The sequence below is a fragment of the Pseudomonas antarctica genome (assembly GCF_001647715.1).
GTDB classification, from domain to species: domain Bacteria; phylum Pseudomonadota; class Gammaproteobacteria; order Pseudomonadales; family Pseudomonadaceae; genus Aquipseudomonas; species Aquipseudomonas antarctica_A.
The window spans coordinates 2,936,734-2,958,574 of the sequence record NZ_CP015600.1 but is presented as its reverse complement, the minus strand read 5'-3'; the positions used below and the strand labels follow the sequence as shown (position 1 = coordinate 2,958,574).

At 61.3% G+C, this 21,841-nt stretch carries 20 protein-coding genes; 10 read left to right on the top strand and 10 right to left on the bottom strand.

Annotated elements, in window-relative coordinates:
• Positions 1–2: 2 nt before the first annotated feature.
• On the top strand, positions 3–830 hold the full coding sequence (locus A7J50_RS13440; protein ID WP_064452237.1) for an ABC transporter permease: 828 nt from the start codon (positions 3–5) through the stop codon (positions 828–830).
• Positions 827–1,543 (top strand): ABC transporter ATP-binding protein, encoded by a 717-nt coding sequence (locus A7J50_RS13435; RefSeq protein ID WP_064452236.1) that lies wholly within the window; start codon positions 827–829, stop codon positions 1,541–1,543. The genes A7J50_RS13440 and A7J50_RS13435 overlap by 4 nt, the downstream gene beginning before the upstream one ends.
• Here the strand turns inward: A7J50_RS13435 and A7J50_RS13430 are convergent.
• From A7J50_RS13430 to A7J50_RS13420, 3 genes are all read right to left on the bottom strand, one after another.
• Positions 1,540–2,463 (bottom strand): FecR domain-containing protein, encoded by a 924-nt coding sequence (locus A7J50_RS13430; RefSeq protein ID WP_064452235.1) that lies wholly within the window; start codon positions 2,461–2,463, stop codon positions 1,540–1,542. The genes A7J50_RS13435 and A7J50_RS13430 overlap by 4 nt on opposite strands.
• The gene (locus A7J50_RS13425) at positions 2,460–2,978 is read right to left on the bottom strand and encodes a sigma-70 family RNA polymerase sigma factor (protein ID WP_064452234.1); all 519 of its coding nucleotides are present in this window, start codon (positions 2,976–2,978) and stop codon (positions 2,460–2,462) included. The genes A7J50_RS13430 and A7J50_RS13425 overlap by 4 nt, the downstream gene beginning before the upstream one ends.
• 92 nt (positions 2,979–3,070) lie before the next feature.
• Positions 3,071–3,688, bottom strand: coding sequence for an LpxA family transferase (locus A7J50_RS13420; protein WP_064452233.1), 618 nt, complete (start codon positions 3,686–3,688; stop codon positions 3,071–3,073).
• A gap of 120 nt (positions 3,689–3,808) precedes the next feature.
• Between A7J50_RS13420 and A7J50_RS13415 the strand changes: the two genes are divergently transcribed.
• Complete coding sequence (locus A7J50_RS13415; protein WP_064452232.1) at positions 3,809–4,774, top strand: threo-3-hydroxy-L-aspartate ammonia-lyase; 966 nt, start codon at positions 3,809–3,811, stop codon at positions 4,772–4,774.
• Positions 4,771–5,151, top strand: a complete 381-nt coding sequence (locus A7J50_RS13410; RefSeq protein ID WP_064452231.1) for a RidA family protein — start codon at positions 4,771–4,773, stop codon at positions 5,149–5,151. The genes A7J50_RS13415 and A7J50_RS13410 overlap by 4 nt, the downstream gene beginning before the upstream one ends.
• On the opposite strand, the gene A7J50_RS13405 is transcribed toward A7J50_RS13410, so the two are convergent.
• On the bottom strand, positions 5,139–5,765 hold the full coding sequence (locus tag A7J50_RS13405) for a helix-turn-helix transcriptional regulator (protein ID WP_064452230.1): 627 nt from the start codon (positions 5,763–5,765) through the stop codon (positions 5,139–5,141). The genes A7J50_RS13410 and A7J50_RS13405 overlap by 13 nt on opposite strands.
• Positions 5,766–5,835: 70 nt before the next feature.
• On the opposite strand from A7J50_RS13405, the gene A7J50_RS13400 reads away from it, so the two are divergent.
• Positions 5,836–6,939 carry a DSD1 family PLP-dependent enzyme gene (locus tag A7J50_RS13400; protein WP_064452229.1) on the top strand — a complete coding sequence of 368 codons (1,104 nt, stop codon included), beginning with the start codon at positions 5,836–5,838 and terminating at the stop codon, positions 6,937–6,939.
• A 105-nt stretch (positions 6,940–7,044) separates the two neighbouring features.
• A complete protein-coding gene (locus A7J50_RS13395) occupies positions 7,045–8,448 on the top strand; it encodes a sodium:solute symporter family protein (RefSeq protein WP_064452228.1) in 1,404 nt (467 codons plus the stop codon).
• A 22-nt stretch (positions 8,449–8,470) separates the two neighbouring features.
• Here the strand turns inward: A7J50_RS13395 and A7J50_RS13390 are convergent, their stop codons facing one another.
• The 5 genes from A7J50_RS13390 to A7J50_RS13370 all read right to left on the bottom strand — a co-directional run bounded on the left by A7J50_RS13390 (position 8,471) and on the right by A7J50_RS13370 (position 15,241).
• Positions 8,471–10,081, bottom strand: a complete 1,611-nt coding sequence (locus tag A7J50_RS13390; RefSeq protein WP_064452227.1) for a GMC family oxidoreductase — start codon at positions 10,079–10,081, stop codon at positions 8,471–8,473.
• Between the two features lie 37 nt (positions 10,082–10,118).
• Positions 10,119–11,336 carry a mandelate racemase/muconate lactonizing enzyme family protein gene (locus tag A7J50_RS13385; protein ID WP_064452226.1) on the bottom strand — a complete coding sequence of 406 codons (1,218 nt, stop codon included), beginning with the start codon at positions 11,334–11,336 and terminating at the stop codon, positions 10,119–10,121.
• A 1-nt stretch (position 11,337) separates the two neighbouring features.
• On the bottom strand, positions 11,338–12,648 hold the full coding sequence (locus A7J50_RS13380; protein ID WP_064452225.1) for an MFS transporter: 1,311 nt from the start codon (positions 12,646–12,648) through the stop codon (positions 11,338–11,340).
• A gap of 76 nt (positions 12,649–12,724) precedes the next feature.
• Positions 12,725–14,149: an aldehyde dehydrogenase gene (gene aldA, locus A7J50_RS13375; RefSeq protein ID WP_064452224.1), complete on the bottom strand. Its 1,425-nt coding sequence runs from the start codon at positions 14,147–14,149 to the stop codon at positions 12,725–12,727.
• A gap of 159 nt (positions 14,150–14,308) precedes the next feature.
• Positions 14,309–15,241 carry a LysR substrate-binding domain-containing protein gene (locus A7J50_RS13370; RefSeq protein ID WP_053256262.1) on the bottom strand — a complete coding sequence of 311 codons (933 nt, stop codon included), beginning with the start codon at positions 15,239–15,241 and terminating at the stop codon, positions 14,309–14,311.
• A gap of 286 nt (positions 15,242–15,527) precedes the next feature.
• On the opposite strand from A7J50_RS13370, the gene A7J50_RS13365 reads away from it, so the two are divergent.
• Entirely contained in the window at positions 15,528–16,760 is a 1,233-nt protein-coding gene (locus A7J50_RS13365) for an MFS transporter (protein ID WP_064452223.1), read from the top strand.
• On the opposite strand, the gene A7J50_RS13360 is transcribed toward A7J50_RS13365, so the two are convergent.
• Positions 16,698–17,612: a LysR family transcriptional regulator gene (locus A7J50_RS13360; RefSeq protein ID WP_064452222.1), complete on the bottom strand. Its 915-nt coding sequence runs from the start codon at positions 17,610–17,612 to the stop codon at positions 16,698–16,700. The two genes, A7J50_RS13365 and A7J50_RS13360, sit on opposite strands and share 63 nt — an antisense overlap.
• A 105-nt stretch (positions 17,613–17,717) precedes the next feature.
• On the opposite strand from A7J50_RS13360, the gene A7J50_RS13355 reads away from it, so the two are divergent.
• From A7J50_RS13355 to A7J50_RS13345, 3 genes are all read left to right on the top strand, one after another.
• A complete protein-coding gene (locus tag A7J50_RS13355) occupies positions 17,718–18,599 on the top strand; it encodes a hypothetical protein (protein ID WP_064452221.1) in 882 nt (293 codons plus the stop codon).
• Positions 18,600–18,649: 50 nt separating this feature from the next.
• Positions 18,650–19,876 carry a M24 family metallopeptidase gene (locus A7J50_RS13350; RefSeq protein ID WP_064452220.1) on the top strand — a complete coding sequence of 409 codons (1,227 nt, stop codon included), beginning with the start codon at positions 18,650–18,652 and terminating at the stop codon, positions 19,874–19,876.
• 293 nt (positions 19,877–20,169) lie between these two features.
• Positions 20,170–21,804: an ABC transporter substrate-binding protein gene (locus tag A7J50_RS13345; protein ID WP_064452219.1), complete on the top strand. Its 1,635-nt coding sequence runs from the start codon at positions 20,170–20,172 to the stop codon at positions 21,802–21,804.
• The last annotated feature ends 37 nt before the right edge of the window (positions 21,805–21,841 follow it).

Here is a 21,841-nt window from a genome sequence, read left to right as displayed (position 1 = left end):
TGATGACCAGCAGAATCCAAACAACGGCCCTTCCCGCGCCGGTCGCCATCAACCGCAGCGCCTGGCCTCGGCGGCTCAAGGGGCTGCTGTTGCCGGTGCTGATCCTGCTGGTGCTGGAAGTGGTCGTGCGTATCGGCTGGCTGCCATCCTACCAGATGCCGGCCCCCAGCGAGATTGCGGTGACGCTCACCGACCTGGCCGAGGGCGCGTTGTGGAAACACATCAGCGCCAGCCTGTTGCGGGTGTTGGCGGGCTTCACCATTGGCGCGAGCCTGGCCTTGATCTTCGCCGCCTGGGTGGGCTTGAGCCGTGAAGCCGAAGCCTACCTGGAGCCAACGTTTGCCGGGTTGCGCTCAATTCCGAGCCTGGCCTGGGTACCCCTGTTGCTGCTGTGGCTGGGCATCGATGAAACCTCGAAGATCGTGCTGATCGCGATTGGCGCGTTCTTCCCGGTGTACCTCAATGGCGTCGCGGCGATTCGTGATATCGACCGCAAGCTGGTGGAAGTCGGGCAAATGTACGGTTTCAGCAGGCCACGCCTGGTGCGCCGGATTCTCTTGCCCGCCGCCCTGCCCGGCCTGTTTACCGGGCTGCGCAGCGGCCTGAGCCTGGCCTGGATGTTTCTGGTGGCCGCCGAACTGATCGCGGCCACCAAGGGCCTGGGCTACTTGCTCAGTGATGGTCGGGAAACCTCGCGGCCGGACATCGTGCTGGCGGCAATCATCGTGCTGGCGCTGTTGGGCAAGGTCAGCGATGGCGTGCTCGCGGCACTGGAGAAACGCTGTCTGGCCTGGCGTGACACCTTCAATGGCCAAGGCGCGGAGCAATGAGCATGCAACCGTTATTAGAGATTCACGTCGCGCGTAAAAACTTTGCCAGCACCACAGTGCTGAAAAATGTACACCTGGCGTTGCTACCGCGCGAAGCCGTGAGCCTGCTGGGCCCCAGCGGATGCGGCAAAAGCACGTTGTTGCGCATCGTCGCCGGCCTGGAAAAGGACTTCCAGGGTGAACTGCGCAGCCCCTCAGGCGAGGTCGCTTTTGTATTCCAGGAGCCCCGGCTGATGCCTTGGCTGACGGTGGAGCAAAACATCGGTTTCAGCGATGACAGCCACTATGACAAGGCCTGGGTCACGCAGTTGATCGAAGAAGTCGGCCTCGCGGGCTTCGCCCAGGCGCTGCCCAAGGCCTTGTCCGGCGGCATGGCGCAACGGGTGGCCATCGCGCGCGGCCTGTATTCACGCCCGCAGGTGCTATTGCTCGATGAGCCCTTCAGCGCGGTGGACGCTTTCACCCGCATGAAACTGCAGGACTTGCTGCTGCAACTGGCCGAGCACCATGCCATTGCCCTGCTGCTGGTGACCCACGATGTGGACGAGGCGCTGTACCTGAGTGACCGGGTGCTGGTGATGGACAACCGGCCAAGCAGCATTCGTCAGACACTGGCGGTGGACCTGCCTCACCCGCGAGACCGGCGTGACCCGCTGCTGGCGCAGCTCAAGGCGCTGTCCTTGACCGAGTTGCAGCGGGCCCATGTGATTTAGGCCAATGTGCGACTGAGTGTCACCCAATACCGCGTCCGCGCCCGCACCTCAAACCCCAGTGTCTGGGCCAGCAGGCTTAGGATGCGGTCGGTGTCATCCAGGCGAAAGCTGCCGGTGACCCGCAGGGTTTCCAGGCTCGGGTCCCAGCGCAGCACACCTGGGCGATAACGCTCCAGCTCGCGCAAAAAATCCCCTAGCGCCTGGTTTTGCGCGGTCAAGACGCCATCGCGCCAGTCCAGTTGCTGCGCATCGAACGGCACCCGCTCCCTAAGCCCCTGGGGCTTTAATAACGCTTGCTGACCGTTGCTCAAAGTCGCCAGTTGCCCGGTCACATCGCGCACCTGCACCGCGCCCTTGAGCACCGACACCCGGCAGCCGGTCGACGACTGCCGCACACACACCTCGGCCTGGCTGACCTGAACCTCGCCGTAGCGGGTGTTCACTGTGATCAAAGCCGAGCCCGGCACACTCAGCGCCAATTCCCCTTCCACCAGCGTGATGCGCCGATGCGCGCGGTCGACATCGACCGCTGTGGCGGTATTGAGTTGCAGGCTGCTGCTGCCATCGATCAAGGGCAGGCGTTTGCGCTCGCCGGTGGCGGTGTGCAGATCGGCACGCCACGCCTCGATCGGCAACTGGCGGCTGATCAACCAGGCGGTGGGCACCAGCGCCGCCACACCCAAGGCACGCTTGAGGATCGCTCGCCGCGCCAATTGCGGACGGTCGAGGCTGGCCATCGCCAATGCGTGTGGCAAGTCACTGAAACGCTGGCGCAGGGATTGGGCTTTTTGCCAAGTCTGTTCGTGTTGGGGATGGCTGTCGCGCCATTGCTGCAAGGCCGCATGGTCACGCTCGGTGGCGGCGCCGGACTCCAGCAATGCCAGCCATTGGGCGGCGGCGCGCGCGACATCGCGATTCACAGGTCCACCAGCAGGCAATGTTCGTAGGCTTGGGCCATGTAGCGCTTCACCGTGCGCTCGCAAACGTCGAGCCGTTCGGCAATATCTCGATAGCCCAGGCCTTCCAACTGGCTCCACAGAAACGCGCGGCGCACCAGCACCGGTAAACCGTCAAGCAACTCATCCAGTGCTTGCAGGGTTTCGAGCATCAGCCAGCGTTGTTCGGGTGACGGCACGCAGGCGTGCGGCAGGTTTGCCAACGCATTCAAGTACGCCTGCTCAAGGCTGCGCCGCTGATGAAAGTTGACCAGCAGGCGCTTGCCGACGGTCACCAGATAGGCACGCGGTTCCTGCATCTGCGCAATTGGCTGTGCACTGGCGAGCACGCGCAAAAAGGTGTCCTGGCTCAGGTCCGCTGCATCCCAGGCATTGCCCAGGCGCCGCCGCAACCAGCTTTCCAGCCAACTGCGGTGGTCGCGGTACAAACTCGACAACGTGAGTTCGGCAGCGTGGGTCGGGGCAACAGCATCAGTCATGGCGAGCAACCTGCGCGGCGCGAGTTAATCTCAAATGAGATTAATTCTATTTAATATCGTGCCGACACACCATGTTCTTTTCAACATTGCGTTTATACGCAAGCCTCTGCATCAAATACCTGACCGCGCCCGACCACGCTGGCAGGTGCCAACACCGCCCCCGGCGCCAACACCGCATTGGCGCCGATTCGGCACTGATCGCCGAGCAACGCGCCGAATTTATCGCACCCGGTGCGCTGCAATTGCCCGTTGATCCGCACCTGCACTTCCTTATCCTCGCGCTCATTGCGGTAGTTGGCGACGATGCTGCCGGCCTCCAGATTGACCCCATGGCCCAGCACCGAATCGCCGACAAAGTTGAAATGCGCCAGCTTGCTGCCACTGAACACAAACGAGCTTTTCAACTCCGCACCCGGGCCGATGATGCATTGCGCATCCACCCAGCACCCGGCGCGCAGCAGAGAACCACTGGCGATAAAACAATGCGCGCCGATGATCAGTGGCCCCTTGAGCAAGGCGCCGGACTCGACGGTGGCGGTACGGTGGATGGCGATTTCATCCTGAACGACGTAAGCGTCTGCCGGCAATTGCGCCAGTAACTGGCGAACAATTGCCGGTGCCTGGGCCACCAACGCCCAAGGCGTGAGGTCAGCCCAAGGCGCCAACGGGGATTGGGAAACGTGGGCGATGTAGTCGGTGAGTCGGATCAACGTCGAACCCTCCAGCGGTCAAAGAAGCTCGAAACGCTAGCATGTCGGGCGTGATAAACGGAACTTTACTATTTGTCTTGATATAGATATTTTATCCACAAATGCACACGAGGTCCGCTCATGCAATTGCCTGACTATCAAGACGTCATCGCTGCCGCCCAACGGCTGGAAGGCATCGCCTATCAGACGCCGGTCTTTACTTCGCGCACCCTCGACGCCGAAACCGGCGCCCAGGTGTTCATCAAATGTGAAAACCTGCAACGCACCGGCTCGTTCAAGTTTCGCGGCGCGTTCAATGCCCTGTCGCAGTTTGACGCGCAGCAGCGCAAGGCGGGCGTGGTGGCGTTTTCTTCCGGCAACCACGCCCAGGGCATTGCGCTGGCTGCTCGTTTGCTGGGCATGCCGGCGACTATCGTGATGCCCACCGACGCGCCTGCCGCCAAGGTTGCAGCGACGCGGGAATATGGCGCCAGCGTGGTGCTGTACGACCGTTTCACCGAAGACCGCGAACAAATCGGCCGCACCCTGGCCGTTGAACACGGCATGACGCTGATCCCGCCTTACGATCACCCGCACATCCTCGCCGGCCAAGGCACCGCCGCTAAAGAGTTGCTGGAATTCAGCGGCCCGCTGGACGCCCTGTTCGTCGGCCTGGGCGGGGGTGGCATGCTCTCCGGCACCGCGTTATCGACTCGCGCCCTGTCGCCGGATTGCCAACTGTTCGGCGTCGAACCCCAAGCCGGTAACGATGGCCAGCGCTCATTCCACAGCGGCAGCATCGTGCATATCGACACCCCGGCGACCATCGCCGACGGCGCGCAAACCCAACATTTGGGCAACTACACCTTCCCGATCATCCGTGACTTGGTGAATGACATCCTTACGGTTTCCGACGCGCAGTTGGTAGACGCCATGCGCTTCTTCATGCAGCGCATGAAACTGGTGGTTGAACCGACCGGCTGCCTGGGCCTGGCGGCATTACGCCAACTGGGCGAGCGGTTCAAAGGCCAGCGCGTGGGCATCATCGTCACCGGCGGCAACGTGGACATCCAGCGCTACGCCGCCCTGCTCAGCGAGGCGCCATGAAGATCATCCACACGTCGAAGGCCTCGGCACCTGCCGGGCATTATTCCCAGGCCATGAGCCACGGCGACACGCTGTATATCTCCGGGCAATTGCCGGTCAGCCCGGACGGGCGTCACAACCTGTCGGCGCCGTTTGCCGAACAGGCCCAAATCGCACTGCATAATCTGTTGGCCATCCTGAACGCCGCCGGCGGTTCGCCGCAGGATTTGGTGAAGGTCACGGTGTACGTTGCCGGGGTCGGGCACTGGCCGGCGTTCGACCGCGTTTACGCTGCCGCGCTGGGCGATCACCGCCCTGCCCGCGCGGTGGTGCCGGTGCCCGAATTGCATCACGGTTACCTGGTGGAGATTGAAGCCGTGGCGCGCTACTTGGCGTAGGTGTAGACCGCTGCGCGTGACACGCCCAAGTGCGAGGCCACAGTCTCCATGGCCCGACGAATATCCATGCAGCCGGCGTCTTTGAGCTCTTGCAGCAGCACCCGCCGGTCCGCCGCCTTGAGTGCACGCGGCGTGGTTGCCAGGCGTGCGGCGAACTGGTCGATACGTGCGCGAATTACATCGGCGCCCGAGGGGTCGAGGGACTCGCCGGGCTTGTCACCACTGACCGAGCCAAACTGTTCCAGCATGCCCTGCAAGCCCCGGAACAACGAAAGATCCACGTTCATGCACAAGGCGGCGACGTACTTGCCGCTGGCGTCCTTGATACCAATCGAGGTGCTCTTGACCTGGCGGCCATCGGCGAACTGGTTCTGGTAATTGGCGATGACCTGGGGGTACTCAGGGTCGGCAATTCGCGCCAGCCCAAGCTCGGTGGCCGGGTCACCCGGCTGACGCCCGGAGAGGTTGTTATGGATCGCCAGGATCGCGTGCTGCGGGTCACGCAAGTCATGCAGCACCACCTCGCAGAATGGGCTGAAAGTCTTGCTCAAGCCTTCGGCAATCTGTTCGAGCTGGCTGATCAGGGTGGTGTCTTCGGGAGAGGTCTTTTTCATGCAAGACAACATATCCAGTCCTGGACAGGGCGTCAATTTGGCCGCTGTCCCTCATTGTGGAGCTTGAACCATGGACACCCCTGCCGCATTGATTGATACGCTGAAAATGCAGCGCAATATCCAGCGCATGCAACAGCGCGCCGACAGCTTGGGCGTGCACTTGCGCCCCCACGTCAAAACCCACAAATGCACCGAAGTGGTGGCCGCACAGATCGCCGCCGGTGCTCACGGCATCACCGTTTCGACGCTGAAAGAAGCCGAGTATTTCTTCGAACTGGGCCTCCACGACATTCTCTATGCAGTGGCGATGGCGCCACACAAACTGCCTCAAGCGCTGGCACTGCGTCGTCAGGGTTGTGCGCTGACGCTGATCACCGACAGCCTCGCCGGTGCCCGGGCGATTGTTGATTTCGGCCGAGAGCACGGTGAAGCCTTTGCCGTCATGATCGAGATCGACTGCGACGGCCACCGCTCCGGGGTCAAGCCGCAGGAGCCCTTACTGCTGGAAATCGCGCACCTGCTCGGCAACACACTCACCGGCGTGCTGACTCACGCCGGTGAAAGCTACGGGCTGGATACGCCCGAGGCCTTGCAGGCCATTGCCGAGCAGGAACGTGCGCGCTGTGTTGAAGCGGCCGAGCGGATTCGAGCGGCGGGCTTGCCCTGCGTGCAGGTCAGCGTCGGTTCCACTCCGACCGCATTGTCGGCAATGAACCTGGACGGCGTCACCGAACTGCGCGCCGGGGTGTATGCGTTTTTCGACCTGGTGATGCACAACATCGGCGTGTGCCGCACCGAGGAACTGGCCTTGAGCGTGCTGACTACGGTGATCGGCCATCAAGCGGAAAAAGGCTGGATCATCACCGACGCCGGCTGGATGGCCATGAGCCGGGATCGCGGCACCCAATCGCAGAGACGCGATTTCGGCTATGGCCAGGTGTGTGATGAACACGGTGAGCCCATCGCAGGCTTGTTGTTGAGCAGTGCCAATCAGGAACATGGTGTGGCGCGGTTCGAAGACAGCGGTATGGACGTCGTCGCACAGTTCCCGCTCGGCACCCGCCTGCGCATCCTGCCCAACCATGCGTGCGCCACAGGGGCGCAGTTTGGTCGCTACCACGCGATTCTGGATAACGGTGAAGTGCACGTCTGGGAGCGGTTGCGCGGCTGGTAGATAAATACCCAGCGAGTATCAAACCATACTCACTTGATATTAGACGCAAACAAAAACAAGGGAGGAAACTAGCGCCAACTATAAAAATACCTAAAGAGTATAAAGATGCAGACCCATTCCTCCTGGATTGTCCTGTCCATCACCGGCCTGTACATGGTTAGCCTTGCGCTGATCAGCTACGGGGTACGTCGGCATTCGCGCAGCGCCACCAACTACACCACCGGCGGTGGGCACTTCCCCGCATTCCTGATTGGCTTCCTGATGCTCTCTGAATTCATCGGCACGGCAGTCAGCATCGGCACCGCGCAGACCGGGTTCAAAGTCGGCCTCTCGGCTGCGTGGAACCTGTTCGCCCTGGCCCTGGGCTTTGTGCTGTTCGCCTGGCTGTTGGCGCGCAAATATAAGGAGCTGGGCGACAACACCATCTCCGGCGTGCTCTCGCGCAACTACGGCCAGCGCACGCGCTTCGCGACCTCCATCATTACCATTTTCGCGCTGGAGATCGTCGCGGTGTCCATCTACGCCAGCGGCGGAGCGGTGTTGGCCAGCGTGATGCAAGTGGACCGCACACTGGCCATCGTCATTGTCGGCGTAGTGTCAGTGATGTATGTAAGCATCGGCGGCATGCGCTCGGTGATCTACACCAACTTTGTGCACGCAGCGTTGAAGTACCTGGGTGTCGGCCTAGCGTTGTGGTTCGGTCTCAAGCAAGTCGGCGGCATCGGCCAGTTACAGGCGCAATTGCCCGCGAGCATGTTCAACTGGACCACCGTCGGCTGGGGCCAGATCATTGCGTGGATGATCGCCGGGATCGGCTCAATCTTTTCCACCCAGTACGTGATCCAGGCAGTGAACACCGTCAGCCATGCGGGCAAGGCCCAGCGTGCGTGCTTCTACGTGGCGGTGTTGATGGTGCCGTTTGGCATCGGCGCGGCATTGATCGGCATGTGCAGCGCCGTGTTGTTTCCTCAGGTGGATTCGCTGCAAGCCTTTCCCAGCCTAATCGCGAGCATGGATCAATTGACCGCCGGATTAGTCGTTGCGGGCCTGGCTGGCTCGCTGTTCGGCACGATATCGGCGGTGAGCATGGGCTCGGCCACGTTGCTGCTGCGGGACTTCTACGAGCCGTGGTTCAACCCGGAAAAAAGTGACGCCAAGAACCTGCGCTTCGTGCGTCTGGCGACCATTGCGGTGGGCCTGCTGCCCATTGCGTTGGCACTCACCTCGGACAAAGTGCTGATGATCGCTTTTCTCGGCAAAGCCCTGCGAGCGTCGTTGGCGGTCCTGGTATTGCTGGTGTTCTACGCGCCACGCTTCGGCACCGCGACCGGCGCATTCCTGAGCATTATTGCGTCACTCCTGGCGACGGTAGGCTGGTTTCTGGCGGGTAACCCTTGGGGGATTGATAACGCGTATGTGGCGCTGTTTACGCCGTTGGTGATTATGGGGATCAGCCATATCACCCGACGCAACACCCCCTCGCTGCACCCGGTTTCCCAGGCGCAGTAAACCCTTGTGGCCGCTGGCACGATCAAGCGTCCTGCAAAATCAGGTCGGCGCCCTTCTCTGCCACCATCAACACCGCCGCATGGGTATTGCCCGACGTCACATTCGGAAAGATCGACGCATCGACAATCCGCAATCCGTCCAGCCCATGCACCTTCAAGCGTTTGTCCACCACCGAGACCTGCGGGTCCGAGCCCATGGCGCAGGAGCCGCACAGGTGGTAGATCGAGCCGCTGTTTTCACGGAAGTATTGCAGCATCTGCTCATCGGTCTGCACCGCCGCGCCCGGTAATACTTCGGCCACGGTGATGCCCTTGAGCGCTGGTGCCTGCATGATCTTGCGCATCAATCGGCTGCCCTGGATCACCTCGTCGATGTCCTTTTGGGTGCTCAGGTAGTTGGGGTCGATCAGCGCCGCGTCCCGCGGGTTTTTCGAGGCGATGCGGATGGTGCCACGGCTGGTCGGGCGGCACGGGTTGAAGCACAGCAGGAAGCCGGAGTAAGGCTCGGGCTTGAGGCTGGCCTTGTTGTTTTTTGGAATCTGGTACGACAGCGGGTTGAAATACAGCTGCAGGTTCGGGTCCTTCTGCGCGTCGTTGCCGCGAAAGAAACCACCCGCCTGGTTGACGCTCATGGCCAACGCACCTTTGCGCGTAAACAGGTACTTGAGGCCGAGTTTCAACTGGCCGAACAGCGAGCTGAGCTCATCGTTCAGCGTCGGGATATTGGCCTTGTAGTAGTAGCTGGCGCACAGGTGGTCTTGCAGGTTATCGCCCACGGCCGGCAGGTGCTTGACCAGCGGGATTGCATGCTCGGCCAGCAGTTGTTGGTCAGCCACACCCGACAGTTGCAGGATCTTGGGCGTGTCCACCGCACCGGCGCACAGGATCACTTCCTTGCGCGCGGTGAAGGTACGGACCACGCCGTGCTGGGTGACGGCAATGCCGGTGGCGCGTTGCTGGTCGTCGAACAGCACGCGATCAACCAGCGCATGCAATTCCACGGTCAGGTTCGAGCGACTGAGGGCCGGGTGCAAATGGGCAAAGCTGCTGGAGCAGCGCTCGCCCTTGCGGGTGTTGACGTCATACAGCCCGGCGCCTTCGAAATTCGGGCCGTTGAAGTCGTCGCTATGGGCGTAGCCGAGTTGCTCGCAGCCCTTGAGGAACACGTCACAGATCGGGTGGGTCTGGCCCTTCATCGGCGTGATGCTGATGGGGCCACTACCGCCGTGGTACTCGGTGTCGCCCAACGGGTGGTTTTCCAGCTTGCGAAAGTACGGCAGCACGTCTGCAAAGCCCCAGCCATCGTTGCCGTTGGCGGCCCAGTCATTGAAGTCATGGGCCTGGCCGCGCACATAGATCATCGCATTGATCGAGCCCGAGCCACCCTGCACTTTGCCCCGTGGCGCGTAGATTTCACGGCCTGCCAGCTGCTTTTGCGGCTGGCTGTAGTACATCCAGTTGAAGGTCGGGTTGTAATACATCTTGGCGAAACCGACCGGGATCTTGAACCACCAGGAACTGTCTTTGCCGCCGGCTTCCAGCAGCAACACGGAGTATTCGCCCGAGGCGGACAACCGGTTAGCCAGTACGCACCCTGCGGCGCCGGCGCCGGCGATGATGTAGTCATATGTCATGCACAATTACCGCGTTATTCGTAGTGAAGTGCCTGGCTCAGCCTTTGGCCGGCGAGGTGTCTTTGACGTCAGCCGGTGTCGCAGCCATTTGCAGGTGCAGGCGCTCGCCGGTATAGGGCGTGTGCTTGCGCACCACGTCCATGTTCAGCTCCACCCCCAGGCCCGGCTCAGTGGACGGAATGATGTAGCCGTCCTCCCATTGCAGTGGCTTGGTCAGGATTTCGGCATGGAAACCGCCCCAGGTCATGATGCTTTCCTGGATCAGGAAGTTCGGCGTGCAGGTGGCCAGCTGGAAACTCGCCGCCGCGCCAATCGGCCCGTTGTACAGATGGGGCGCGATCTGCGCGTAGTAGGCCTCGGCCATGCTCGCGATTTTCTTCGCCTCCAGCAGCCCGCCGCAGCGCGCCACGTTCATCTGCAGGATCGACGCGCCGCCAGCTTGTAGCAGCTTGAAGAATTCATACTTGGTGGTCAGCCGTTCGCCCGTGGCGATCGGGATACTGGTCTTGGCCGCCACTTGGGCCATGGCCTCTTCCTGGCCAGGCGGTACCGGCTCTTCGAACCAGAGCGGGTCGTATTTCTCCAGGCGCTTGGCCAGGCGGATCGCCGACGATGGCACCATCTGCCCGTGGGTGCCGAACAGCAGGTCGCACTTGTCGCCTACCGCCTCGCGGATCTTGCGGCAGAAGGTCTCGCAGCGTTCCAGCACCTCCAGGGAAATCTGGTGGCCGGAGTACGCGGTGTACGGCCCCGCCGGGTCGAATTTCACCGCGGTGAAGCCCTTGTTCATATTCTCGATGGCGCACTCGGCCGCCAGGTCCGGGTCGTCGTAGTCATACTCGCCCAGGCTGTTAACCGGGTACAGGTAGGTGTAGGAACGCAGGCGCTCGTTGACCTTGCCGCCGAGCAATTCGTAGACCGGCTTGTTGGCCGCCTTGCCGATGATGTCCCAGCAGGCCATTTCCAGGCCGCTGACCACACCCATCATGGTCAAGTCCGGGCGTTGGGTGAAACCGCTGGAATAGGCCTGGCGGAAAAAGCGCTCGATATGGTGCGGGTCGTGGTTGAGCAGGTAGCGCTCAAACACATCCTCGATGATCGGCAGCATGGCCTTGGGGCCAAAGGTGGCGGCGTAGATCTCACCGACACCTTCGATGCCGCAGTCGGTCTTGAGTTTGACGAACAGCCAGTACATACCACCAATGTGCGGCGGTGGAACGGCGACGATATGGGTTTCAAGGGCGACGATTTTCATCTCAGGCACCTGTCTGGTTGAATTTTTTACGGTTGATTCGAGCGCGCAGGGTCAGGGCCGCCAGGGTCCCGAGCACGCCGACAAAAGCGATGTAGCCGAAGTACAGGTTGTAACCGGCCTTGCCTGGGTAGGTGTCGGTCAGGTAGCCATTGATCAGCGGGATAAAGGTGTCGGGCAGGTAACCCACCACCGAGACAATGCCGATGGCCAGGCCAGTGATGCGCAGCGGGATGTCGCAACTGTCGAGGATCGCCCAGTACAGGCCGCGAATCGCATACGTCATCAGGCCGATGAAGATCACCGTGCCGATCAGCAGCCCGAGGCTATTGAGCGCCGGGAACACAATCAGCCCGACCATGGCCAGGGTCACCAGCACCAGCGCGACGATCAGCACCGAGATATTCGAGAACTTGTCCCCCAACCAACCGCCGCCAATGCCGCCGATGGGGCGCATCCACAATTTGATGGTGGTGATGGTGCCGGCCATGACGGCGGTCATGCCGCTGCCTTGCAGGTAATCGGAGAAGCTGTAGGTGGCCCAGAACATGTGATAACCGCAGAACACGATGGCGGTCACCAGCCACAGTTCGGGGATCTTCACCAGAGTCGTGAGGTCGGCAATCAGGTTGAACTTACCCTTCTCCACCGCCGACGTTTCGGCCATGGACTTGGGGTCCTTGAGCAACACCAGCCCGCAGCCGATGGCGATGCAGATGAACGAATACAGGTAGACCACCTGTTTGAAACCTTCGGCCGCCGACTGGCTGCGGGTTTCAGTGGCATAGGCGAACAGACCGAGGGCCACGGTTGCCAATAACGCTTCAACCAGGCCGCGACCGCCATCGAGTATCCCGAAGAAACGCCCCTGCTCAGTGGGGTGGGCGATCATCTTTACGCGCTTGAGCACCGAGGCCCAGAAGGTCAGGCCGGTGGTGAGCCCCCAGCAACCGAAGATAATCATCAGGCCGGTCATCGACGGCACCGTCGAATACCACAGGCCCAGGGCGCCGGTGGCGACCAGCGAGAAAAAGATCAGAAAGCGCGGCGGCAAACGGTCGGCCAGCCAACCGCTGGGCAGGTAGCTGAGCAAAAAGACGGTGCCGAGCATGGAGTACAAGTAGCCCAGTTCACTGTGGTTGATCTGGAACACGTCGAGCATGGTGGTCTGGTAGACCTGGCGCAGGTAGAGGATCGGGTAAATCGCCCCGGCGGCCAATACCAGCAAGAGCAATTGGAAATAGCGACTGGCGGTGTCGCTTTTTGCCGCGGACACGGCATCGAGACCCTGGGCAACGGGTGCAGGCTTGGACATCTTGATGACCTCGGGCACCCACTGTGCAGGTGCCCTCATAATTGTTTTTATTGAAGGTGCAGCCGGTATGCGTGAATCAGTACTTCATGACCACCAGACGGGTCTGGGTGAATTCCAGCATTCCGTGCTTGCCGTCATCGCCGCCCAGCCCTGAGCGTTTCCAACCGGCGTGAAAGCCCTGATACGGGTCCGCCGGGGTGCGATTGACGTACAACTCGCCGGCTTCAATGGCGTTCGCCACTTTCATCGCCGTGCGGTAGTTCTCGGTGTAGAGCACCGACGACAGGCCGAACTGGTGGTCGTTGGCCATGGCCAGTGCTTCGTCAATGTCGCGGTACTTGAGCACCGGCAGCACGGGGCCGAAAATTTCTTCCTGGATGATTTCCATGTCCTGGCGGCAGCCGCTGAGCAAGGTCGGCGGGTAGAAATGGCCGGGGCCCTCGGGCAGCACGCCGCCTGTTTCCAGTACAGCACCCGCAGCCACGGCGCGCTCGACCATGGCATGGATATTCCTTTGTGAACTGGCGTTGACCAGCGGGCCCATCAAGCTTTCATCGTTGGCCCGGTCGCCGAACTTGACGGCGCTGATCTTGGTTTTCAGCAAGGCGAGGAAGCGGTCGTAGACGCTTTCGTGCACATACACCCGCTCTACCGCCGTGCACAGTTGGCCGCAGTGGGTCGTCTTGGAGCCGATGATGGCGCTGGCAGCCTTTTCCAGGTCGGCATCGGCCTCGATGATCGCCGGAGTCTTGCCGCCCAGTTCCAGGGACGGCTTGGCGATATTGGCCTTGCAGTAATCAAGCACGATACGCCCGGCATTCACGCTGCCGGTAAGGGTAATCAGGCCGACCGCTTTATGCGTGCAGACACTGGCAGCGGTGGCATGGTCCATGGTCAGGATGTTGATGACACCGGCCGGAATCCCGGCGGTGACCACGGCCTTGGCGATCTCAAACGCGGACAACGGGGTGTTATTGCTGGGCCGTACCACCACGGTATTACCGGCGATCAGCGCCGGGGCGACCTTGCGCAGCAAGGTGTAGACCGGGTAGTTGAACGGGATCAGGCAGGCCACGACGCCAATCGGCTCGCGTTGCAGGAACAGGTTTTCATCCGGCGTGTCGCTGGGGATGATTTCGCCTTCGATACGGCGCGCCCATTCGGCGTGGTAGCGGGTAATTTGCGCGGCGTAGCGTGCTTCGTTGCTGGCATCGCTGACGCTCTTGCCGGACTCGCGGGCCAGGGCCGTGCCGATGGCTTCGGCGTGGCCGTCCAGGGCGTCGGCAAAGGCACGCAAGTGTTCGGCGCGTTCGATGCTGGTGAGCTTGCCCCAGGTTTTTTGGGCGATGGCGGCGGCGTCGACGGCGGCAATGGCCTCATCGGCGGTGGCAGCGCTGACGTGGCCGACCAGGGATTCATTGGCAGGGTTGTAAACGGCGATCAGGGCGTCGCTGGCGGGCTCGACGAACTGACCGTTATAGAAATTGCGCTCGAATTGCATGTGGTTTGCCCAACGTTGTTGTTTTGCGAGTGACATGCAGTTTTGTATTTGCTTGGGGGGTGTGCAAACGACTTATTGGGTGGGGTAACGTGAGGAAAATGAAGGTTACGGGTGTTCGAGTACCTATCCGTTACTGCGGTAACGGATAGGTACTCAAACTCACCCCGCCGCCGTAGAAGGCTCCAACTGCCGCTGCGCCAACCAGATTTCCTCCTGCAGCCAGCGCCCAAACACCTGCAACTGCGGCATATCCGTCTGCTCCGGCCGGGTCACCAGCCAGTAGGACTGATGCCCTTCCACATGCACATTCAACACCTGCGTCAACTGCCCACTGGCCAACTCCGACGCAACCATATGCCAGTCCGCAATGGTAATCCCCAACCCATCGACCGCCGCCTGTATCGCCAGGTTGAGCAAATCAAACTCATAACCGCCCTGGGTATCCACTCCGGTAATCCGCGCCGCATCCAGCCAATGCTTCCACGTGAGATAACGCTGATCTTCACTCGCCAACACATGCAGCAACGTCATCCGATTCAAGTCGATACCGTCCCCGCCACCTTCGCGGGCGAACAACGACGGTGTGCACACGGCGATATGCCGCTCCTGGAACAACAGCGAGCTGTCCAGCCCATCCCACTCACCATTGCCAAAACGAATCGCACAGTCGAGGGTGCTGGTCTGCGCCAGGGTGTCCTGCATGCAGGTGGTGATGCTCAACTCCAACTCCGGGTGTTGCTCGCGCAGCCTTCCCAGGCGCGGCATCAACCAGCGGCTGGTAAAGGTCGGCGGCGCGTGGAGGTGCAGTCGGTTGGAATGGGTTTTCTGCTGAATGCTGCGCACCGTCAGCTCGATCTTGTCAAAAGACTGATGCAACGCCCGCAACAACACACGCCCGGCACTGGTCAGCTCCAAATGGTGGTGACGCCGTTCCAGCAGGTGCTCTCCCAGTTGTTCCTCAAGCTGGCGGACCTGGCGACTGACCGCACTTTGGGTCACGTTCAACAACTCGGCAGCCCGGGTAAAACTGCCGGTGCTGCCGGCAACTTCGAAGGCTTTGAGGGCATTGAGACCAGGCATTTTGCGTTTCATGGAGGGCACTCGACAGCAGCGGACAAGGAAGATTGAGCAGAGCAATGCTGCACACAACATACCTTTTTGTATTGAACCTGGGGTAGCACCCTCTGCGGCCGAAGAAAAACTCGGTTAATGCCAGCAGCGTCGTTTTTAACCTGAATACGTCGTTGACGAATAAATAGCACGCGTAGGACGCATGCACACTAAGACAATTAAGCATTGGTCGCCCACTCACCACAAAAGTTAGTCTCTGCAACAACTAACCCACTGCCTGACTCATCATTTAAATCAGGGCCGCGCCATGTCGAGTACGCCTGTTTCATCGCGGCGAAGTATTGCGCTGTTGGCACTGGTCTTCACCGCCTGCAACGCCACCACCCACGGTTTCAGTATTTTTCTGTATTCCGCTTTATTGCCGCAGATTCGCCAGGTATTTGAACTGAGCTACAGCCAGGCGGCGCTGATTGCCGCCTTGCTGCAGCTGTTTTATATGGGGGCATCCATTGCCAGCGGCATTGCCGCGGCGTGGGTGACCCCGCGCACCATGGTGCGCCTGACCATGGTGCTGAGCCCGGTGTTGCTGGCCCTGGCGGTCGCCACACCCTGGGTGCTGCCCTTTGCCCTGTGCCTGGCGCTGGTGTCGGCGTGTGCGGTGTCGAACTGGAACGCGATTGCGGCACTCGCCCGCGAGGTCATCCCGGCCAGCCACCGCAGTCGCGTGCTGGGGCTGGCGTCTTCGGGGGCGGCCTTTGCGATTTGCCTGAACGGGTTGCTGATCACCTGGCTACAGGGGTTGTCGTTACGCCAGTTCTGGCTGATCTGCGCAGGCTTGACGCTGCTGGTCACGCTGCTGACGCTGTGGGCCCTGGCTCCCTACGCCGAACAAGCGCCTCGCTCCAGCCGGCCGCCCGCGTTCAATCAAGTGCTGAAGCAGTGGCTGAACGTGTGCCTGGAACACCCTGTGGCAATGCAGATTGTCTTGCTCAGCGGGTTTATCGGCGCAATCAGTGGGCCGTTTCTTAATTTTTTGTCGGCATTTGTCAGCGATCGCCTGCACGCCGGCGCAGCAGTGACCGGCTCAATGTGGACGCTGATCGGCATCGGCGGCGCAATCGGCGGCCTGCTGTTGGGCACGCTGGCGGATCGCTGGGGTGCATTGCGGGTGCTGGCGCTGAGCATCGGCGCTTTCGGCCTCGCGATGATTGGCCTGCTGTGGCATCCCAGCCTGTTGTTGAGCTGGTTGGCCGCCGGGTTGTTTGCAGTATTTTATTTCCCCTCGTGGGGCTTGATGGCGGCCTACCTCAGCGCACGTCTCAACCCGGTGCACAGCCTGCAAGTGGTGAGCCTGAGCATGGTCAGCTATGGCTTGGCCAGCGCCTCGGCCAATGGGTTGTGCGGCTGGCTGTTGCAGGCCAGCGGCGAATTTGCCGGGGTGCATGCCTGGATCGTCGGCTGGGTGCTCGCTGGCCTGTTATTGCTCAAACGCATGGCTCGGCGAGCGACTGACGCTGCGCGGCCTGTCCAGGTACCCTGAACGCCCCAACTGGCGCTGCAAAATCTCTACCAGCGCCTCCACTTCCGGCACCTGGCAACCGGCTGTGCGCCAGAACATCAGGCGGGCCGGCGCAATCGGCGGGAAGCCTTGGCGCTCATCCAGAATCTGCCAGCCAGCCGGCACCAGGCGCCGCGCCATCACCCCAACCGACAGACCCTGCTCAATCGCAATCGCGATTCCGCGTGGGCTCTGACTGGTGTACACCACCTGCCATGAACGCCCGGCCTGGGCCAGCGCCTGCACGGCATTGGCACGGAACGCACAGCCCTCGGCGTACACGGCCAGCGGCACCGACTGGCGCCCCACGGCACTCCAGCTCGGCGCCGCCACCCACACCAGCGGCTCGTCGCACAGGTATTCACCGGGCTGCAGGCCGGCATGTTCGACGCCCAACACCAGGTCCAACTCGCCGCGGTGCAACCGGCTGACCAGCGCGGTGGACATCTCGCAGCAGATGTCCGGGCGCACTTGGGCAAACTGCGCCTGGAAGTCCTTGAGCATGCCGCCCAGGCAATATTCGGCGTAGTCCTCCGGCATGCCCAGGTGGATACACACCTGCTCATTGGGCAATTGCGCCGCAGCCACCGCCTCGTGGTGCAGCTTGAGGATTTGCCGGGCGTAAATCAGAAAGGTCTCCCCACTCGGGGTGAGGCCGATGGAGCGGCTGGTGCGATGGATCAGCGGTGTGCCAACAATCTCCTCCAGCCGCTGCAAGCTCTGGCTGACGGTGGACTGGGTTTTATGCAGGCGCTCGGCCGCGGCCGAAAAGCCCTGGCACTCGATAATTGCCACAAACACTTTAAGTAAGCTGCCATCCAGTTCGCCTGACATCACTATCGCCCCTGCCGATGGATTCGATCACAACTTGTAATTTCCACTTCAAATCGCTTTACGCAACTATCCACTCAACACAACACCCTACTTCAGGAGCCGTGTATGAGTCTTAAACTTGCCGATGCCGAAACCGGTGATATCAGCGACATCATTAATACCGCGCTGTACCCCATACATGATTCGGGCCATGTTCAATTACAGGCATTAATTGAACATGCCCGCGCCGAATTGGCCGAGGACGGTTGCTGCCTGCTAAAGAACTTCCTGCGCCCCGAAGTGCTGGAACAGGCGCGCCTGGAAGGCCAGGCACTGTCGGGCAAAACGTTTTATTCGGTGCGCAAGGTCAACGCCTACTTCACCGAGGACGACGCCAGCCTGCCCCAGGATGACCCGCGCCGCACGTTCATGGAGCGCACCAGCGGCTTTGTGACCCGCGACATGATCGCCCCCGACGCAATCATCCACCGGCTGTATGTCTCGCCAATGATGAAACGCTTTATCGGCGCCTGCCTCGACGAACCGGAGATTTTCGAATACGCCGACCCCTTCGCCGGGCTGGTCATCAACGTGATGCCCGAAGGCACCGAGCAGCCTTGGCACTTCGACACCAACGAATTCATCGTCAGCATGATGACCCAGAAGCCCGAGGCCGGCGGCCTGTTCGAATACGCGCCGATGATCCGCTCGCGCAGCCAGGAAAACCTCGGTGCCGTCGGCAAAGTAGTACGCGGCGAGGACCGTTCGCGGGTCAAGGACCTGGCACTCAACCCGGGCGACCTGCAGATTTTCAAGGGCCGTTTCTCCGTACACCGGGTCACCCGCGTCGAAGGCGCCACCGAGCGCAATACGGCGATCTTCGCCTACTCGGAAAAGCCCGGAATTATCGGCCGCGCCCAACGCACCAAACAGCTTTACGGACGCCTGTCCGAAGCCCACCTGCAAGCCGAACGCAACCTGGTGCGCAGCGACCAGTTGCTCGACTGATTCGCCCCCAAAAAACTTAAAAACCGTATTTGCCCTGCGAGGAACACCCCATGAGTCTGTCCGGCCCGAACCGCAACCCCGCCGACTGTGAGCCCACCTATGACGAAATCCAGCAGATCCAGCTGGACCGTCTGCAACGGGTGCGCAACGAACTGAAGAAACGCGACTACGCCGCCTGTGTGCTGTTCGACCCTACCCACATGCGTTACGCCACCGGCTCACGCAATATGCAGGTGTACTCGGCGCGTAACCCGGCGCGCTATGCTTTTATCCCGGCGGAAGGCCCGGTGGTGATCTTCGAGTTCGGCGGCTGCCTGCACTTGGCCGAAACCCTCAATACCGTGGATGAAGTGCGCCCGGCCAAGGCGATCTCTTATTACTTCTGTGAAAGTTTTCTCGGCAACGTCACTGCCGACTGGGCCGCCGAGATTGACGAGTTGGTGCGCAAGTGCGGTGGCGGAAAACGCATCGCGATTGAAAGCGCCACGTCGGCGGCGGCCTTCGAATTGCAAAAGCTCGGCTACCAGGTGTTTGACGCCCAGGAACCGCTGGAGCGTGCGCGCTGCATCAAGGTGCCCAACGAGCTGAAGATGATCCGCGCGAGCCTGCGTGCTACCGAGGCCGGGGTGCGGTTGATGGAAAGCAAACTGACGCCCGGCATCACCGAGAACCAGCTGTGGTCGCACCTGCACCAGCATGTGATCGCCACCGACGGCGACTACGTCGAGACCCGGCTGCTGTCCTCCGGGCCACGCACCAACCCCTGGTTCCAGGAATGCAGCACGCGGCCGATCGAAGCCGGTGATCTGGTCGCCCTGGATACCGACGTGGTCGGCCGCTTCGGCTACTACGCGGACTTTTCGCGCACCTTCCTGTGCGGCGACCAGGCCGCCACCGCCAAGCAGCAAGAGCTGTACAAACTCGCCTATGAGCAAGTGCAAACCAACGTCGAAATGCTCAAGGCCGGGCGCAGCTTCAAGGAATACGCCGAGATGGCCTGGAAGATTCCCGAGCATTACAAAAACAACCGCTACTTCGCCCTGGTGCACGGGGTTGGCATGACCGGCGAGTACCCTTATGTGGTGCACCGCGAAGACATTGACGCGCTGGGTTACGACGGCGTGTTCGAGGCCGGCATGACCATCTGTGTGGAAAGCTACATCGGCCACGACGACGGCGGCGAAGGCGTGAAGCTTGAAGAACAGATCTATATCCACGAACACGGCATCGAGTTGCTCTCCGATTACCCGTTCGACCCGCGCCTGTTGCCACGCTGAACGCGTCTAGCGCGACAGGTGGGCCTGGGCAGGACCTGTAACATGCATTTATAGAACGTTACATCGCAGAATTTGTCGTTTGTCGATCTTTGCGCAAATGACAAAACTGCGGGCATCTCTAATAAAAACAACATGAGAGCTGCCCTATGTCCTGTCCCATTGCCCGCCTCCTGACTTCGTTGCGCCTTGTTCTTCTGCCGGTTTCACAGCGGTCCGTGCTGCGCCTTGGCGGCGCTTGCCACTGACCCTTGCGGTTCAACAAAAACGCATATTCGCAAGTACCGGAGAGGCTTATGAAAGAGTTGACTACCCTGGACGGCGCCGCGCCGCATCCAGCCGTAAATGACCTGTGTTCCCAAGTCCAACGTGGCGAAATCAACCGCCGCCAATTCCTGCGCACCGCCGCCCTGCTGGGTATCACCGTGGCCAGCGCGAGTAGCTTTATCGGCTCGGCCTTGCTCGGCAACGACGCCCAGGCCGCCGACGGCACACCCGCCCGCCAAGGCGGCAGCCTGCGCTTTGCCTGTGCGATTCAGGAAATCCAGGACCCGATGCTGATCACCTGGATCGAAGCCTCGAACCTGCTGCGCAACTCGCTGGAATACCTGACCTGGGTCGACGCCGATAACATCACTCACCCCTACCTCGCCGAAAGCTGGAGCCCCTCCGACGACCTCACCACCTGGACCTTCAACCTGCGCCAGGACGTGAAGTGGAGCAATGGCGACAGCTTCAACGTCGACGACGTGCAGCACAACATCGAGCGCTGGATTGCCGCTGACTCCAAGTCGGTCAACCGCACCGCCTTCCAGGACATCAAGGCCTTCGAAAAAGTCAGCGACTACCAGTTTCGCCTGCAGCTCAAGCGGCCGATGTTGGCGATCCCGGAGATGCTCAACGCATTCACCTGCGCCATCGTGCACCGCAGCTTCAAAGCCGGTGATGACTGGGCGAAAAACCCGCTGGCCACCGGGCCGTTCAAGCTGGTCGCATTCGCGGTGAACAAACAGGCGACGTTCGCCAAACGCGCCGATTACTGGGGCAAGCCCGCCAACCTCGACGAGCTGCGCTACATCGACATGGGCACCGACGTGTCCACCCACCTCGCCGCCTTGCAAGCCGGCCAAGTGGACGTGCTGTACCGCGTGACCGTGGCCGAGCTGGACCTCGCCAAACGCCTGCCCGGCGCGCAATTGCTCACCTGCAAATCCGCGCAAACCGTGGTGATGCGCATGGCCTGCGATCAAAAGCCATTCACCGACCTGCGCATCCGCAAGGCCGTGGTGCTGTGCGCCGATAACGCGCAGATGCTGAAGATCGCCTACCGCGGCATGGGCACCCTGGGCGAAGACCACCATGTGGCGCCTTCCCATCCCGAATACTTCCCGCTGCCCAAGCGCAACCGCGACGTGGCGACGGCCAAGAAATTGCTGGCCGAAGCCGGCTTCCCGAATGGCATCGACATCGACCTGATCGTCGGCAACACCCAGGGCCGCTACGAACAGGACTGTGCGCAGATCCTGCAACAGAACTGCCTGGAAGCCGGAATTCGCATCAACCTCAAAGTGGTGCCGGCGGCCCAATACTGGCCGATCTGGGACAAGGCGGCGTTCAGCCTCACGTACTGGGCCCATCGCCCGTTGGGCGTGATGTCCCTGGAGTTGGCCTACCGCGGCGGCGGCGCCTGGAATGAAAGCCACTACAGCGACCCGGCCTTCGATGCCGCACTGGACAAAGCCATGGGCATCATCGACCCCAAGCAACGCGCCGTGGCCATGCAAAGCGTCGAGCAGATCCTGCAGGACGCCTGCGTGATCGTGCAGCCGTTCTGGGGCGACAAGTTCACGGCCGTGAGCAAAAAGGTCCAGGGCTTCCAGGTGCACCCTTCCGACTTCTACCCCATGGGCAGCGTGTGGCTAAGCGCCTGAGTTAAGGCGCAAACGCCCTGCCCGCACGCGGGCAGGC

Excerpts from the sequence above, each read along its gene's own strand:
- A7J50_RS13440 (WP_064452237.1), top strand. The coding sequence starts at position 3 with ATGACCAGCAGAATCCAAACAACGGCCCTTCCCGCGCCGGTCGCCATC.
- A7J50_RS13350 (WP_064452220.1), top strand. The coding sequence starts at position 18,650 with ATGAGTCTGTCCGGCCCGAACCGCAACCCCGCCGACTGTGAGCCCACC.
- A7J50_RS13410 (WP_064452231.1), top strand. The coding sequence starts at position 4,771 with ATGAAGATCATCCACACGTCGAAGGCCTCGGCACCTGCCGGGCATTAT.
- A7J50_RS13360 (WP_064452222.1), bottom strand. The coding sequence starts at position 17,612 with ATGTCAGGCGAACTGGATGGCAGCTTACTTAAAGTGTTTGTGGCAATT.
- A7J50_RS13435 (WP_064452236.1), top strand. The coding sequence starts at position 827 with ATGAGCATGCAACCGTTATTAGAGATTCACGTCGCGCGTAAAAACTTT.
- A7J50_RS13345 (WP_064452219.1), top strand. The coding sequence starts at position 20,170 with ATGAAAGAGTTGACTACCCTGGACGGCGCCGCGCCGCATCCAGCCGTA.
- A7J50_RS13365 (WP_064452223.1), top strand. The coding sequence starts at position 15,528 with ATGTCGAGTACGCCTGTTTCATCGCGGCGAAGTATTGCGCTGTTGGCA.
- A7J50_RS13405 (WP_064452230.1), bottom strand. The coding sequence starts at position 5,765 with ATGAAAAAGACCTCTCCCGAAGACACCACCCTGATCAGCCAGCTCGAA.
- A7J50_RS13380 (WP_064452225.1), bottom strand. The coding sequence starts at position 12,648 with ATGTCCAAGCCTGCACCCGTTGCCCAGGGTCTCGATGCCGTGTCCGCG.
- A7J50_RS13400 (WP_064452229.1), top strand. The coding sequence starts at position 5,836 with ATGGACACCCCTGCCGCATTGATTGATACGCTGAAAATGCAGCGCAAT.
- A7J50_RS13385 (WP_064452226.1), bottom strand. The coding sequence starts at position 11,336 with ATGAAAATCGTCGCCCTTGAAACCCATATCGTCGCCGTTCCACCGCCG.
- aldA (WP_064452224.1), bottom strand. The coding sequence starts at position 14,149 with ATGCAATTCGAGCGCAATTTCTATAACGGTCAGTTCGTCGAGCCCGCC.
- A7J50_RS13355 (WP_064452221.1), top strand. The coding sequence starts at position 17,718 with ATGAGTCTTAAACTTGCCGATGCCGAAACCGGTGATATCAGCGACATC.
- A7J50_RS13370 (WP_053256262.1), bottom strand. The coding sequence starts at position 15,241 with ATGAAACGCAAAATGCCTGGTCTCAATGCCCTCAAAGCCTTCGAAGTT.
- A7J50_RS13390 (WP_064452227.1), bottom strand. The coding sequence starts at position 10,081 with ATGACATATGACTACATCATCGCCGGCGCCGGCGCCGCAGGGTGCGTA.
- A7J50_RS13415 (WP_064452232.1), top strand. The coding sequence starts at position 3,809 with ATGCAATTGCCTGACTATCAAGACGTCATCGCTGCCGCCCAACGGCTG.
- A7J50_RS13395 (WP_064452228.1), top strand. The coding sequence starts at position 7,045 with ATGCAGACCCATTCCTCCTGGATTGTCCTGTCCATCACCGGCCTGTAC.
- A7J50_RS13425 (WP_064452234.1), bottom strand. The coding sequence starts at position 2,978 with ATGACTGATGCTGTTGCCCCGACCCACGCTGCCGAACTCACGTTGTCG.